Source organism: Nocardia rhizosphaerihabitans, from assembly GCF_014646295.1.
Lineage (GTDB): Bacteria > Actinomycetota > Actinomycetes > Mycobacteriales > Mycobacteriaceae > Nocardia > Nocardia rhizosphaerihabitans.
Window position 1 is genome coordinate 522,825 of the sequence record NZ_BMNE01000002.1, and the last position, 14,283, is coordinate 537,107.

Here is a 14,283-nt window from a genome sequence, read left to right on the forward strand (position 1 = left end):
CTTCGGACGCTGTACAGCTGCTCGCCATTCGGTCACGCCGACCGGAGGTACCTGAGAAGGAAATGTCAGTATGAAGTTCGGCCCGTTGATCCCGGCGACCCTCCTGGCCGTCGCGGCCGTTGGCATCGCTGCGGGGACCGTGAACGCGAAACCGCAGGACAATCACGATATTTCGACGTCCGGCGTCGATCATGGCGTCGCTTACCACACCGTTGTCTCCGATTTCTCCAGGGTCGTCACGACCACCGTGGACCACGGCAAATTCGAACTGACCGACAACGGCGGCAAGGTGTCGTTGAAGTCGGATAACGGTGTCGTGATTACTGAAATACCGCTGACTTACATTGTTTCCGAAAGTCGCATGGCGGTAGCGCAGGAAATCAGCGCCGACGGCCGGAAACTCACCCTTACCCCAAAAGTGACCGCGCAAAACATCGGCGAGATGCAGCCCATCAACTCGATGGGCCGACTTGCCGCCGAGGTCAATCAGAACGTGGTCGGCGTCGTCGTCGGCGGACTGCTCGGCGCGCTGATCGGAACCGTGCTCGGCTTCGGCTTCTTCAGCATCATCACCGGGCCCGTCGGCCTGGTGGTCGGCGCGATCGCGGGTGGCGCCATCACGGGTGGCCAGTCGTTCATGGACGCGGTGACGGCGGTCGTCAGCGGCCAGCCCTGATACGAAAACTGCCACCCCCGGTCGCGTCGGACGCGACCGGGGGTGGCAGTTTTCGCGGGGGTTGTCAGCTCTTGACGAGTTCCGGCGACTCGGGTTCGTCGGACTGTTCCGGAGCGTGCGCACCGTGCGGGTTGTCGGAGCGGTTCGGCAGCAGGATCGCCATCGCGATGACGATCAGGGCCAGGCCGGCCGAGACCAGGAAGGCCAGGCGCATGCCGTCGAGGGTGGCGGTGGTCTGGTCGATGCCGTCGGCGACGAGCGAGGTGCTGCGGGCCGACATGACCGTGACGACCAGGGCGGTGCCGAAGGCGGCCGCCACCTGCTGCAGGGTGCCCAGCATCGAGCTGCCGTGCGAGTACAGGTGCATCGGCAGGGCGCCGAGGCCGAGGGTGAACACCGGGGTGAACGCGCCGGCCAGCGAGACCATCAGCAGGATGTGCAGGCCGAGCAGCTGCCAGTACGGCATGGTCAGCGAGATCTGGGTGAAGCCCGCCAGCGAGACGGCGATGCCGATCGAGCCGGGGATCACCAGCGCGCGACCGCCGAACTTGTCGAACAGGCGACCGACGGTCGGGCCGAGCAGACCCATCGCCAGACCACCCGGCATCACCAGCAGGCCGGTCTCCAGCGGGCTCAGGTGCCGCAGATTCTGCAGGTACAGCGGCAGCAGGATCATCGAACCCATCATCGCCAGGAACGCGATGGCCATCAGGACCAGCGCCTTGGCGTAGGTGCCCGACAGCAGCACCCGCAGGTCGAGCAGCGGGGTGCCGTTGCGCTGCAACTGCACCTGACGCAGCGCGAACGCGGCGATCAGGGCGACGCCACCGGCCACGATCAGCGACGGGACGGTGTAGCTGCCGCTGTGGAACTTGCTCAGACCGAACACGAGGCCACCGAAGCCGATGGCGGCCAGGAACACGCTGGGAATGTCGAGCACACCGGGCTGCGGTTCACCGACGTTCTCGAGCTGCCGCAGGCCCAGCCAGGTGACCACACCGGCGATCGGCAGCATCACCACGAACAGCAACCGCCACGAGTCGAGCGCCGGGACGCTGATCTGCAGGATCAGGCCGGAGATGACCGGGCCCATGGCGGGCGCCACCGAGATGGCCAGCGTGACGTTGCCCATCACCCGGCCGCGATCCTGCTCGGCCACGACGGTCATGAGGGTGGTCATCAGCAGCGGCATCATCACCGCGGTGCCACCCGCCTGGATGATGCGGCCGATCAGCAGCACCGCGAACGTCGGCGCGAGCGCCGAGAGCACGGTGCCCGCGATGAAGACGCCCATCGCGACCGCATAGGCCTGGCGGGTCGTGACCCGCTGCAGGAACCAGCCGGTGGTCGGGATGATCGCGGCCATCGTCAGCATGAACGCGGTCGAGACCCACTGCGCGGCGACATCGGTGACGTGCAGATCGCTCATCAGCCGCGGGATCGCGTTGATCATGATGGTTTCGTTGAGGATGACCACGAAGGTCGCGAGCACCAGCACCCGGATGACGGTCGGTGTCCGGCCTTTCGTCATCGATGGGGATAGTTCGGCCGGCATCGGGGTACCTCCAGGAGCAGCGGGGTCGGCAGGGCAAGCGGTGGCCCGATGCCGAGTCGACTGTGTCCCGGCACCACGAGAGAGAAGACGGATTCCGTCGGTCCAACTCATCGGGCGCGGGCCAGTATTCCGCTCACCACCGACACAAATCACCTTGTTTTCGGCTCGAGCGCCGCACCCGCATGGCGAAAACACGCAGGTCGAGTGGGCTTCTCGCCCACCGATCCGGTCGATGGTGAGCCTGGTCACTCTCGAAACCGATGCCGGAAAGGACTCGCCGGGGCGCGTGTGGCTGAGTGTTTGGGCCGAGTCGGCGGGGTATACCGGATCGGTGACTACATCGAGAGTGTGGCTTGCTGTGGTGTGCGCGATTGTCGCCTCGCTGGGCGGTGTCCAGGCGAAGGCCGATCCGGGGGTGTACGTGGCGGGGGAGGCGCCGCTCGGAGGGTCGGCCGCCCGGATCGATGTGTACTCTCCCGCGATGGACCGGGTGATCCAGAACCGGGTGATCAAGGCGGCGGGTGCGGGGGCGCCCACGCTGTACCTGCTCACCGGCTTGGGCGGCGGCGACGACGGGATCTCCTGGTGGGACGACACCGATGTGGTGCAGTTCTTCGCCGACAAGAACGTCAACGTGGTCATGCCGGTCGGCGGCGCGTTCACGCTGTACACCGACTGGATCGCCGACGATCCCGGCGTCGGCCGGGTGCGCTGGGAGACCTACCTGACCGACGAACTGCCCGGCGTGATCGACAGCGCGCTCGGCGCGAGCGGACGCAATGCCATCGCCGGCGTCTCGATGAGCGCGTCCTCGGCACTGGATCTGACCATCCGCGGCGGTTCCCGATTCGACGCCGTCGCCGCGCTCAGCGGCTGCCCCTGGGCGGCGGACCCGCTCGGCATCGGCATGGCCAGCGCCCAGGCCGTCCGCGGCGGCGGCAACCCGGGCAACATGTGGGGCGTCCCCGGCGGCGCGGTGTGGCGCGAACACGACGTCTTCGCCAACGCGGGCAGGCTCGCGGGCAAGACGATCTTCCTGTCGGCGGCCTCCGGGCTGCCCGGCGGCCTCGACCGGGGTTTGCCCATGCCGCCGGTCGAAGCGATCGCCGGGGCGTGCACAGCCGCCTTCGCGAACCGCCTGGGTCAGCTCGGTATCCCGGCTACCTACGTCCACCGGCCGACCGGCTCGCACACATGGGGCCAGTGGGAGGCCGACCTGCGCGAGGCCTGGCCGCACCTGGCCGCCGCCATCGGGGCCTGAGCTCAGGCCTCGACGGTGGCCGGTTGCTCGACCGGCGCGGGCGAGGCCGCCACGGGTTCGGGCCCGATCTCGGTGTCGCGCTTGCCCCGCCGGAACCACCACTGCAGGACACCGATGCCGATCAGCGCCAGCAGCGCGCTGGTGAGGCTGATCGACAGACCCGGCGGCCGCCAGGTGACGGTGAGCTGGGCGTTCTGGGTGCCCGGCGGGATGTCGACGGCGAGGAAGACGCCCGCGACCGCCCTGGTGGGAATCTCGCGGTCGCCGAGCGTGGCGGTGTAACCCGGCCAGGCCAAGCGGGACAACACGACCCGGCCGCCGGTGCCGGAGGACACGGTGGCCCGGTTGGTCAGGCCCGCCTCCGGCATCACGGTCGCGTGCACACCCGACTCGTGCGCGATGAGGTCGCCGGGGGAGGGCAGCGGGTTGACCCGCTCGAGCACCCAGATCTGCTGTTCGTGGCCGGGGTAGCGGACGAACTTCCAGCCGGCCGGAGCCGGCTTCTCGCCCGCGTCGGGGTGCTGGGCACGTTGCAGGACAACACGATCCAGCCGCATCAGATCGACGACGGGAGTATCGGTCGACGGCTCGACCGCGAACACCTTGCGATACGCGTCTGGGCAGGTGCCACCGTCCCAGGCCATGCACAGCAACCCGGCGAACGCCGCGTGCCCGACAGGGGTGTAGCCGTTGACGTACTGCAGGCCGAGGTTCTTGGCGTAGCTGCCGAGCGCGATCGAACCGTAGGTCGCCGCGAGGGTGCGCTCCTCGTCCCGCACCATGATCCGGTCGGCCAATTGCAGTGTGCGGCCGCCGAAATCGGGGAACGCGGCCGTCATCTCCGAGCGGCGTTCGGGGAACCCGTACGACATCGGTGTCGCGGGCGCCGCCGCCACCTGCGCGTAGGCGATGGGGAACGTCGCGACGATGGTCAGCGCGGCCGCGGCGGTGATTCCGCGGGTGCGCGCCAGCCAGACGACACCGGCGCCCAGCGCGACCACCACGGCCACCGCGAGCACATGGCGCTCGAGGAGTTTCGGTGCGGCGGAGAACGATCGGACGAACAGCAACCCGATCAGCGCGCCCGCCGCCGCGTACCGCCGCCGGGACGCGGCGAACACGCCGTAGCGGCTGAGCAGCACGCACACCAGCACCAGCAGCGCGATCGCCAGCATCGGCAGCACCCTGGCGGGCCAGCGCAGCGGACCGATCGCGCCGGGTCCCGCCGTCCACATCAGCGCGGCGACGGCGAACAGCGCGATTCCGCTCCAGTCGGCGGCGGTCCGCACGGCGGCCTTCCAGTCGATGAAGGCCAGCGCCGGGATCACGAACCACGCGATATAGACCATCGGCAGCGGCTGCACATGGCCCCACCAGGCGGTGAACGCGGGCACCGTGCTCGGCAGGCTCGCATTCAGCGATTCCGACCACGGCACGGTCAGGAACGGGTCGTTGTGGATGGTGGAGACGTCACCGCGCCAGGTCGCCTGCGAGGACAGCAGGATCGGCAGGTTGGCCACCATCGCGCCGAGCACCGCGAGCCCGGACACGGTGAGCAGCCGCAGCACCGGCGCCCACCGGCGCTGGTACAGGTACTCGCCCGCGGCGACGGCGGCGATCATCAGGCCGGATTCGACGGCGGGGAAGGCGTATTGGATGGTCAGGGCCAGGTACAGGAACACGAACAGCGGGATCGGCCCGGTGCGTCCCCGCGCGTACAGCACGGCCGAGGCCCAAGCGTGCACGAGCCAGGCGGTGCCGGTGTGCGAGGTGAACCAGCTGGCCTCGTCGAAGAACAGGAACCAGCCGCTGAACGGGAACGCGACGCCCGCCACCGCGGCCCAGGGCGCACGGGCGCCGTAGGCCAGGCAGATACGGAACACACCGAGCGCCGCGATCGCGGAGAACACCAGCTTCACCGCGGTGGCGTAGAGCGCGAGATTGTCGAACGAGGGCGCGAGCAGATACACCAGCAGCTGCGGCGGGTTGTAGAGCCCGGCCTCCTCGAGGCTGTAGTTGCCCGCCATCCATTCCCACGGCACCATCGCCGGGAACCGGCCCGCCCGCAGTTCGGTACCGAGCAGCTGCCACATCGGCACGTATTGCGCCTCGGTGTCGTCGGTGTAGAAGTGCCGCGGGTCGCCGAGCAAGACCGCGAGATAGCCGGCCAGTACCGCGATCACGACGATGATCGCCCACTGCGCCACTTGCTTTCGCGGTTCGAGCGCCGCGCGTATCCACACGAGCGCGGGAGCATAGGGCATAGACGTGAATCGGACAATACGTGGAGATGTCACGGCGTGGTGGTGGACGTTTGTCCAGCTCAGATGTGGTTAGGTTGGGGTAAGCACAACTCGGTGTGTCCCCGCTGTCGGGTTCGAAGTTGATAGCATGGCGCAACCGAGCCGACCCTTCGAGAGAGTCATCAATGCAGTTCGAAATCGTCGAGCGGGACGAGACATGGGTGGCCGGTCTGCCGGTCCGCAGTCCCAAGCGCGCCCTCGGTGAGCTGCGCGACCGGGATCTCGAAGCCGCGTGGTCGGCCGTCCTGCATCAGGACCTCGGCGGTCCGCTCGCCAGCGCCTACACCGACTACACCGGTGAGCTGAGCACCTACAACACCCAGATCGTCGGCTACCAGTGCGATTCCCTCGACCAGGTGACCCGTGGACATCTGGCGGCCCGCCTGCCGCGCGGCACCTACGCGCGCTTCTCCTCGGTCGGTAACTTTCCGCAGGTGATGACGGATCTGTGGACCCAGATCGCCTACGCCGAGGAGCACAACCAGATCAAGCGCACCTTCACCGGCGATTTCGAGTGCTACCCGCACGCGTACAAGATCGACCTGTATCTGGCGGTCGATCCGCGATGAGCTACACGATCGTCGTGCGCGGCAGCGCACTTTACGGGGGCCTGGCCGTGCCGCGAGTCCATCCGAGCTTCAAGGTCAGCAACAGCGACCTGATCGAGTTCCTCAAGGACCGCCTGCGCGACCGGCCCGGCGGCAGCGAGCCGCTGCACACGGTCTATGTCCCCGACCCGGCGGGCAACTGGAACGCGCTGGTGGCGCGGGAATACGCGACCCCCGACGAGGTTCCGGTCGGCGATCTCATGGTGCGGGTGCCCCGGGGCATCTACGCGCGATTCGCGCCCAACGGCGACTACCACGATCCGGTCGAGGACGTGTGGGCCCAGGTCGACGACGCGACGGCGTCGGCGGAGATCTCGCGCGCCTATCGCGAGGAGATCGAGGTCTGGCACGGCCCGGACACCGTAGAATTGTTCGTTTCGATCACGGCTGATAGCTGAGAAGTAGCCAGATTCGAACCGATTGGTCTGGATCTTGTCGGCATCACTCTGAGCACATGTTCTGACCTGCGAATACCTCACCCGCCGCGCGGTGTTTCCGGAAAATTAGCCACTCGCCTGGTGGATTCCATTCGGATGACGGATACTGCACGAGTCGGCATCGGTAGGACGCCGATCGCGCGCGGGCGCGTAGCACGGAGCTAGGAACACGATGGCTGTCGAAGCAGCGCGCAACGACGCGGGGTTGCGGCGCGTTCACCGCGGCGCCGGATGGCACGCGATGGCGCGGTTCGTGGTTCGGACCCGCCGATGATCGAACCGGACCCGCAGACGGCGGACTACCGCCCCCTTGTGCTCGATCCGGCCGATCACGCCGACGCGGCAACCTTGCGGCAGCTGGCCGGGTCGGCCGGCATCCGCCGATACGACCTGCGCGCCGGGATGCGCGCCGAACTGGCCGAGCTCACCGGCCCGCCGCCCGGACTCGATCCGGGCGAGGAACGGTGGGTCTACTACCCGTGGCGCCACGCCCTCGTCGCGATCCTCGGCCCCGCCGCGTTCCGGGCGATCCGGACCGACCGCAATCGCAACAAGCTCACCCGCGCCGAGCAGCAGCGCCTCGCGCAGCTGACGGTCGGTGTCGTCGGGCAGAGCGTCGGTCATTCGGTCGCGTACACGCTGGCGCTGGAAGGCGCGTGCGGACTGCTGCGGCTGGCCGACTTCGACACCATCGAGCTGTCGAATCTGAACCGGGTGCCGGGCGGGTTGTTCGACGTCGGCGTCAACAAGTCCGTCGTCACCGCCCGCCGGATCGCCGAACTCGATCCGTATCTGCCGGTCGAGATCTGGCAGGCAGGGGTGCTGATCGACACGGTCGACGAGTTCCTCGACGGGCTTTCGGTGGTCGTCGAGGAATGCGATTCGCTCGACATCAAATTCGCGGTCCGCGAGGCCGCGCGCAGGCGGCGGATCCCGCTGCTCATGGACACCAGCGACCGCGGTCTGTTCGACGTCGAACGCTACGACCTCGAACCCGGCCGCGAGCCCTTCCACGGACTGCTCGGCGCGACCACCGGTGCCCAGCTGGCCGACCTCGACACCAAGGCCAAGGCGCCGCATGTGCTGCGCATCCTCGACCCGGGCCAGCTCTCCTCGCGAATGGCCGCCAGCCTGGCCGAGGTCGGCGAGACCATCACCACCTGGCCGCAATTGGGCAGCGACGTGCAGCTGGGCGCGGCCATCGTGACCGCGGCCGTGCGCCGGATCGGGCTGGGCGCCAAGCTGTCCTCCGGCCGGACCCGCGTCGACCTCGAGGCGGCGCTGGACTCGCTGGCCGAACCCGGCTACCTCGACGAGGACATCGGCACCGTGCCCGAGCCGCCCGTCGACGAGCCGCCGGCCGACCCCGTCGCGGCGATCCTGGCCTGCGCCCAGCGCGCGCCATCGGGCGGCAATGTGCAGCCGTGGCGATTGCGCGGCGAACCGGGGCTGATCGAGATCGCCCTCGATCCCACCGGCTCCACCGCGATGGACATCGAGCTGCGCGGCAGTGCCGTCGCGGTCGGCGCGGCCGTGCACAACGCCCGCGCCGCCGCGGCCGCCCACGGCCTGCTCGGCGAGCCGCAATGGCGCGTCGACGACCCGGCCGTGCCCTTGCTCGCCCGGCTGCGGCTACGCGAGGGGACCGACCCCGATCTGGCCGCCGACTATCCCCTCGCCCTGGATCGGCACACCAACCGCAGGCTCGGCGCGACGACACCGCTACCGGGCACTGTCGTCCCCGCGCTCGGCACCGCCGCCGCGGCCGAAGACGCCACCGTGCACGCGATCACCGGTGCGGACGCACTGGCCGAGGCGGCCGAGCTGCTGGGCGCCAGCGACCGGGTCCGCTATCTCACACCCCAGCTGCACGGGCAGCTCTACGCCGAATTGCGCTGGCCCGGCGAGGATCTGCGCACCGGCATCGACGTGCGCACGCTCGAACCGGCGCCGGACGAACTGGCCAAGCTCCAGGTCGGCCGCCGCACCGATGTGATGGACCGGCTGCGCGAGTGGTCGGCGGGCGCCGCGCTCGGGGAATCCACCGTCGACCGGGTGCGCGCCAGCTCGGCTCTGGTGGCAATCGGTTTCCGCCCTCGCGCAGGGGGTATCCCTGATTTGGCCGACTACGCGAGAGCCGGTGCCGCGGTGGAAAGAGTGTGGCTACGGGCGCAACTGCTGGGGCTGGCGGTGCAGCCGGTGTCCCCGGTGTTCCTGTATGCCGACCGACGCGAGGATTTGCGCATCGTTTCTCCCGAGTTCACAGATACACTTGCCAGCATTCAGAGGCGTTTCCAGGACCTGTTGGGACTCCCTGAGGATGAGAACGTGGCATTGGTTCTTCGTCTGAGCTACGCCGCGGCTGCGAGCGTTCGCAGTCGACGGTTGCCGGTGCCCGGCAGTAGGAACGACGGATAGCGCGGATCGGAGACAACGTGCCTCGGCAAACGCTCGACTCACTGGTGACGCAGGTCGCCTCCGAGTTGATGGGTGTCGACGCCACGACCATGGTGGCGGCGAGCGAGCGGGTGCTCGCCTCCCTTGTCGACCACTTCGACGTCGACGTCAGCTATCTGCGCCATACCGACCGGGCGCGGCGCGCGACCGTCCTGGTCGCCGAATGGCCGCGCAGGCCCGATGTCCCCGATCCCGACCCGCTGCACACGGTCGAATTCGAGCACGCCGACTCGGTCTTCCGTGCCCTCGAATACGCGACCGAGCCGCTGATCGTGCGCCCCGGCCACGGCAGCGCCGACTACCAGGAGACGATCCGCAAGTCCTCGGGCATTCCCGAGGTGGCCATGGCCTGCGTGCCGCTGGTCTCGCGCGGCGAGTCGACCGGTGTCCTCGGCTTCGTGAAGATGGGCGACCGCGCCTGGTCCAAGCGCGAACTCAACGTCCTCAAGGCGATCGCGGCGCTCTTCGCCCAGCTGCAGGCACGCGTGGTCGCCGAGGAGAAGCTGCGCTACATCGCGCTGCACGACGACCTCACCGGGCTGGCCAACCGCCGCGCCCTGCTCGAATACATGGAGGAGCGGCTGCGCGCGGGCGAACAAGGCCCGATCGCCACCTTCTTCCTCGACCTGGACCGGCTCAAGGCGCTCAACGATTTCCTCGGGCACAGCGCGGGCGACAACTTCATCCGCACGCTGGCGCGCAGGCTCAAACAGAACCTCGAGCCCGGCGACATGATCGCGCGCCTCGGCGGCGACGAGTTCGTCATCGTCCCCGCCGCGCCGATGGACGCGGTGGCCGCCGAGCTCGAGGCGACCAGAATTCAGCAGCTCATCGGCCGCCGGGTATCGGTGGGGCAGGAGTCGGTCAGCCGCGGCGTGAGTGTCGGTGTCGCGCTGGGTATTCCGGGGGAGACCTCGGTGTCGGACGTGCTGCGCCGCGCCGACCATGCCCTGCTGTCGGCGAAATCCGGTGGCGGCAACGGGGTCGCGGTGTTCACCGACGCCATGCGCGCGCAATTCGAACTCCAGGACGACGTGGAGCTGAACCTGCGCAGCGCGGTCTCCGACGGCTCGCTGGTGCTGCACTACCAACCCGAGGTCGACCTGCGCACCGGCCGGATCGTGGCGCTGGAAGCGCTGGTCCGCTGGCAGCACCCGACGCGCGGCCTGCTGCCGCCGGGCGCGTTCGTCTCGGTGGCCGAGGCCACCAACCTCGCCGGTGAACTCGGCCGCTGGGTGATCCGTTCGGCCTGCTCGCAATTCGCCGACTGGCGCCGCCGCGGGCTGGCCGCCAATGTGGTGATCCGGATCAATGTGTCGCCGGTGCAGCTGGTCAGCGCCGATTTCGTCGAGCGCATCGAGGACATCCTGCGCCTGTTCGGGATCGACGGCAGCTCCGTCTGCCTCGAGATCACCGAGCATGTCGTCGTGCAGGACCTCGTGCGGACCAGGCTCACCCTGCGCGGGCTCAAGCGGATGGGCGTGCAGATCGCCATCGACGACTTCGGCACCGGCTACAGCTCGCTGTCGCACCTCAAGGCGCTGCCGGTCGACGCCGTGAAGATCGACCGCGGTTTCGTGCAGCGTCTCGGCGACAGCAACGACGACCTGGCGATCGTGAAGTCGATCATCGGCCTGGCCGGCTCGTTCGGGCTCGGCGTGGTCGGCGAGGGCGTCGAGACGCCGATGGCGGCCAGGACGCTGGTCGGCCTCGGTTGCTATCGCGCGCAGGGCTTCCTCATCGCCAGGCCCATGCCTGCCGAGGAAGTCGAGGCGCAGCTACGGGAAGGGCGCATCCCCCTCGACCTCGATCTGCCACGCGCGGGACGCGGCGTGGCGCCGAACTGATCGCGGCGATGCCTGCCGGGGAGTGGCTGCTGATCGAGACCCTCGTCGAGGATCTCGACCCCACCGTCGTCGCGGAAGGCGCGCAGGTCAGGCAGTGGGCTGGACCGGTGTGGCTGCACCGCAAACTCGGGCAGGCGCGCGTGGGTGTCGCCGCGGCGGCGGTGCGGCGCTGCCGGGCCGAGCAGACCTCGGTGCGGGAAGAGACCGACGGCCTGCGGATACTGGCCGAGCCGATTCGTTGCGCGTTCGACGGGATCCACGGTGTCCAGCTGTGGGCCGGACCGGCCGCGGCGCCGGTGCCGCCGCGTCGGCAGGTGGCGGCGTGGGACTGGGAAGCCGACACCGAACTCGCCTATCACGGACCGGGCTTGGAGGAGCTCATCTTCGCCCGCGATCCGGCCGAGGTGCGGGTGGTCCGCACCCCGCCGGACGCCTTCGGCCGGATGGTGCGGTTCGACGGCAGGGTCGAGTACTTCGCGATGGCCACCGGGCTCGTGCCCGGCGGTCACTGGCAGGGCGAGGTCGACATGCTCGGCGACGACGACGCGGTGCGCAGGTTCCAGATGGTCGCCAGGGCCGCACCGCGGGTGCGCCGGGTGAGCGGTCTGATGCACGCCGTCCCCGAACACAACGGGGTGCCCGACCCGGACGTGACCATCTTGCGCGCGGTATCGCAGCGCGCCGGGGTCGGTATCGGCCTGGTCGAGCTGTCCAGCGCGATCATCTACGAATGGGCCGCCGAGCCGCTGCCCCCGCTGGACCGGTGGGCGGTGGAGCGGCCCGCCGTCGACCCGGACGACCTGACCGCGTTGCGCGCCGCCTGCGCCGATGTCGCGCGCGAGCCGGGGACGGCACGGCGGCTCGCGCTGCGGGTGCGCTTCGCCGACGGCGAGTGGCTCACCGCGCAGGCCGAATTGGTCGCGATGGCCACCGCCGCGTCCGGACACGGCCTGCTGCGGGTCTGGTTCGACGGCGCGCCGGAATCCGGTTAGCCGCATCTTTCGCCGCTGTTCACGCGCTGTTCCACGGGCTGGTTCCAGGGGTCACCCGCGTCGCTGAACGATCGGGGTGTGCGCATCGTGCAGCTCGCCAACTTCTACGGCCCGCGATCGGGTGGGCTGCGCACCGCCTTGCACCACCTCGGCGAGGGCTATGTCGCGGCAGGTCACGAGGTGGTGCTGATCGTGCCGGGGCCGCGGCGCAGCGAGGAAGTGCTGCCCACCGGCGCGTTGCGAATCACCTTGCCCGCGCTGGCGATTCCGTGCACCGGTGGTTACCGCGCGGCCGATCCGCGGCGGGTGGCCGATGTGCTCGGCGGCCTGCGGCCCGACGTGCTCGAGGTCTCCGATCGGCTCACCCTGCGCGGTTTCGGGCGCTGGGCCCGGCGACGCGGGGTCGCGAGCGTGATGATCTCGCACGAACGGCTCGACCGCCTGCTCGGCCAGTTCCTGCCAGGGCCCGCCGCCCGCCGCTTCGCCGACGTGGCCAACCGGCGCACCGCCGACGACTACGACATGGTCGTGTGCACGACCGACTTCGCCCGCGAGGAATTCCAGCGGATCGGCGCACCCAATGTGGAACTGGTGCCGCTGGGCGTCGACCTCGACCTGTTCAGCCCGCGCCGCCGTGACCACCGGCTGCGCGCTGACCTCGGCGTCGCCGGGTATCCGATGCTGGTGCACTGCGGCAGGCTGTCGGTGGAGAAGCGGGTCGACCGCAGCATCGAAGCGGTCGGCGCCCTGCACCGCGCCGGTGTCCCCGCCCGGCTGGTCGTCGCGGGCGACGGCCCACGCCGCGAGTCGCTCGAACGCCGCGCTCGCACCATGCCCGCCCTCCCCGGCGGCGAACCGTCCGTCCACTTCACCGGATTCATCAGCGATCGCGCGATGGTCGCGAAACTCCTTGCCACCGCCGATGTCTCACTGGCTCCCGGACCCCACGAAACCTTCGGCCTCGCCGCCCTGGAAGCCCTGGCCGCGGGCACCCCCGTCGTCGCCAGCCGCTCCTCGGCCCTCGCCGACATCGTCACCGCCGAATGCGGCGCCATCGCCGCCGACCGCCCCCGAGCCTTCGCCAGAGCCGTCACCGACGTCCTCGCCATGCCGACCACCGGCCGCCGCAAAGCCGCCCGCACCCGCGCCGAACAATTCACCTGGCCCCGAGCGGTAGCGGGCATGCTCGCGGTCCTCGACCGGTGAGCAGCGGACCCGCCCGCGGGTGACGACTACTCGGCGGAACGGGCGGCCAGGACTGCTTCGTACAGGTCCTTGCGGGAGGCGCCGCGGCCTGCGGAGACTTCGGCGCAGGCGTCCTTGAGGCGCATGCCGCCCGCGACGAGTGTTTCCACTTCGGTGACCAGGTCGGCCGGGTCGGCCGAAACCGGCTGGGCGCCTTCGAGGACCACGGTGATCTCGCCCCGGGCGCCCTCGACGGACCAGGCGGCGAGTTCGGCGAGGGTGCCCCGGACGACTTCCTCGTAGGTCTTGGTGAGTTCGCGGCAGACGGCGGCGCGGCGGTCGGGGCCGAGGACCGTGACGGCGTCGGCGAGGCAGTCGGCGAGGCGATGCGGGGCTTCGAAGAAGACACAGGCGCGTTGTTCGGAAGCCAAGGTGCGCAGCCACTCCCGGCGCTGGCCGCCCTTGCGCGGGGCGAAACCGTCGAAACAGAAGCGTTCGACCGGCAGGCCGGACAGAGCGAGGGCGGTGGTGACCGCGGACGGACCGGGCAGACAGGTCACCGGGAGGTCGCGTTCGACGGCGGCGGCGACCAGCCGATAGCCGGGATCGCTGACCGAGGGCATGCCCGCGTCGGTCACCAGGAGCACGGTGAGGCCGCTCGCGATGTCGTCGAGCAGGGCGGGGATACGGGCCGTCTCGACATGGTCGTAGAAGCTGACGATCCGGCCGGTGATCTCCACGCCGAGTGCCTTCGCCAGCGCCTTGGTGCGGCGGGTGTCCTCGGCCGCGACCACATCGGCCGAGCCGAGCGCGTCGCGCAGTCGCTGGGACGCGTCCCCGATGTCGCCCATCGGTGTAGCCGCTAAGACCAACACAGTGTTGTCCAGCCTCTCCGGTATTTTGGCCGTACCGAGCGAGTGCGGCGGCGGGGCTTGCATGCGGTGTTCGGCCATTCTGTCAGG

Annotated in this window: 11 protein-coding genes; 8 read left to right on the forward strand and 3 right to left on the reverse strand. The window is 69.6% G+C overall.

What is annotated here, in order from left to right; genetic code table 11:
* Nucleotides 1-70: 70 nt before the first annotated feature.
* Nucleotides 71-676: a DUF8020 domain-containing protein gene (locus IEY60_RS08800; RefSeq protein ID WP_189025947.1), complete on the forward strand. Its 606-nt coding sequence runs from the start codon at nt 71-73 to the stop codon at nt 674-676.
* A gap of 64 nt (nt 677-740) precedes the next feature.
* Here the strand turns inward: IEY60_RS08800 and IEY60_RS08805 are convergent, their stop codons facing one another.
* Nucleotides 741-2,207 carry an MDR family MFS transporter gene (locus IEY60_RS08805; RefSeq protein WP_229739655.1) on the reverse strand — a complete coding sequence of 489 codons (1,467 nt, stop codon included), beginning with the start codon at nt 2,205-2,207 and terminating at the stop codon, nt 741-743.
* Nucleotides 2,208-2,562: 355 nt separating this feature from the next.
* On the opposite strand from IEY60_RS08805, the gene IEY60_RS08810 reads away from it, so the two are divergent.
* Nucleotides 2,563-3,492 carry an alpha/beta hydrolase gene (locus IEY60_RS08810; protein WP_229739656.1) on the forward strand — a complete coding sequence of 310 codons (930 nt, stop codon included), beginning with the start codon at nt 2,563-2,565 and terminating at the stop codon, nt 3,490-3,492.
* Between the two features lie 2 nt (nt 3,493-3,494).
* Here IEY60_RS08810 and IEY60_RS08815 read toward each other — a convergent pair whose 3' ends face one another.
* A complete protein-coding gene (locus tag IEY60_RS08815) occupies nt 3,495-5,756 on the reverse strand; it encodes a glycosyltransferase family protein (RefSeq protein ID WP_229739657.1) in 2,262 nt (753 codons plus the stop codon).
* A gap of 164 nt (nt 5,757-5,920) precedes the next feature.
* Here IEY60_RS08815 and IEY60_RS08820 point away from each other — a divergent pair, with 164 nt between their 5' ends.
* The 6 genes from IEY60_RS08820 (at nt 5,921) to IEY60_RS08845 (ending at nt 13,342) form a co-directional block, all read left to right on the forward strand.
* On the forward strand, nt 5,921-6,364 hold the full coding sequence (locus IEY60_RS08820; RefSeq protein ID WP_189025953.1) for a GyrI-like domain-containing protein: 444 nt from the start codon (nt 5,921-5,923) through the stop codon (nt 6,362-6,364).
* Nucleotides 6,361-6,801 (forward strand): AraC family transcriptional regulator, encoded by a 441-nt coding sequence (locus IEY60_RS08825; RefSeq protein WP_189025955.1) that lies wholly within the window; start codon nt 6,361-6,363, stop codon nt 6,799-6,801. Before IEY60_RS08820 ends, IEY60_RS08825 begins: the two co-directional genes overlap by 4 nt.
* A 309-nt stretch (nt 6,802-7,110) precedes the next feature.
* Entirely contained in the window at nt 7,111-9,258 is a 2,148-nt protein-coding gene (locus tag IEY60_RS08830; RefSeq protein ID WP_189025957.1) for an Rv1355c family protein, read from the forward strand.
* Nucleotides 9,259-9,326: 68 nt separating this feature from the next.
* A complete protein-coding gene (locus IEY60_RS08835; protein WP_229739754.1) occupies nt 9,327-11,144 on the forward strand; it encodes a putative bifunctional diguanylate cyclase/phosphodiesterase in 1,818 nt (605 codons plus the stop codon).
* An 8-nt stretch (nt 11,145-11,152) separates the two neighbouring features.
* The gene (locus IEY60_RS08840; protein WP_189025959.1) at nt 11,153-12,136 is read left to right on the forward strand and encodes a GAF domain-containing protein; all 984 of its coding nucleotides are present in this window, start codon (nt 11,153-11,155) and stop codon (nt 12,134-12,136) included.
* Between the two features lie 78 nt (nt 12,137-12,214).
* The gene (locus IEY60_RS08845; RefSeq protein WP_189025961.1) at nt 12,215-13,342 is read left to right on the forward strand and encodes a glycosyltransferase; all 1,128 of its coding nucleotides are present in this window, start codon (nt 12,215-12,217) and stop codon (nt 13,340-13,342) included.
* A gap of 26 nt (nt 13,343-13,368) precedes the next feature.
* On the opposite strand, the gene rsmI is transcribed toward IEY60_RS08845, so the two are convergent.
* Nucleotides 13,369-14,259, reverse strand: coding sequence for a 16S rRNA (cytidine(1402)-2'-O)-methyltransferase (gene rsmI / locus IEY60_RS08850; protein WP_189025963.1), 891 nt, complete (start codon nt 14,257-14,259; stop codon nt 13,369-13,371).
* Nucleotides 14,260-14,283 lie beyond the last annotated feature (24 nt).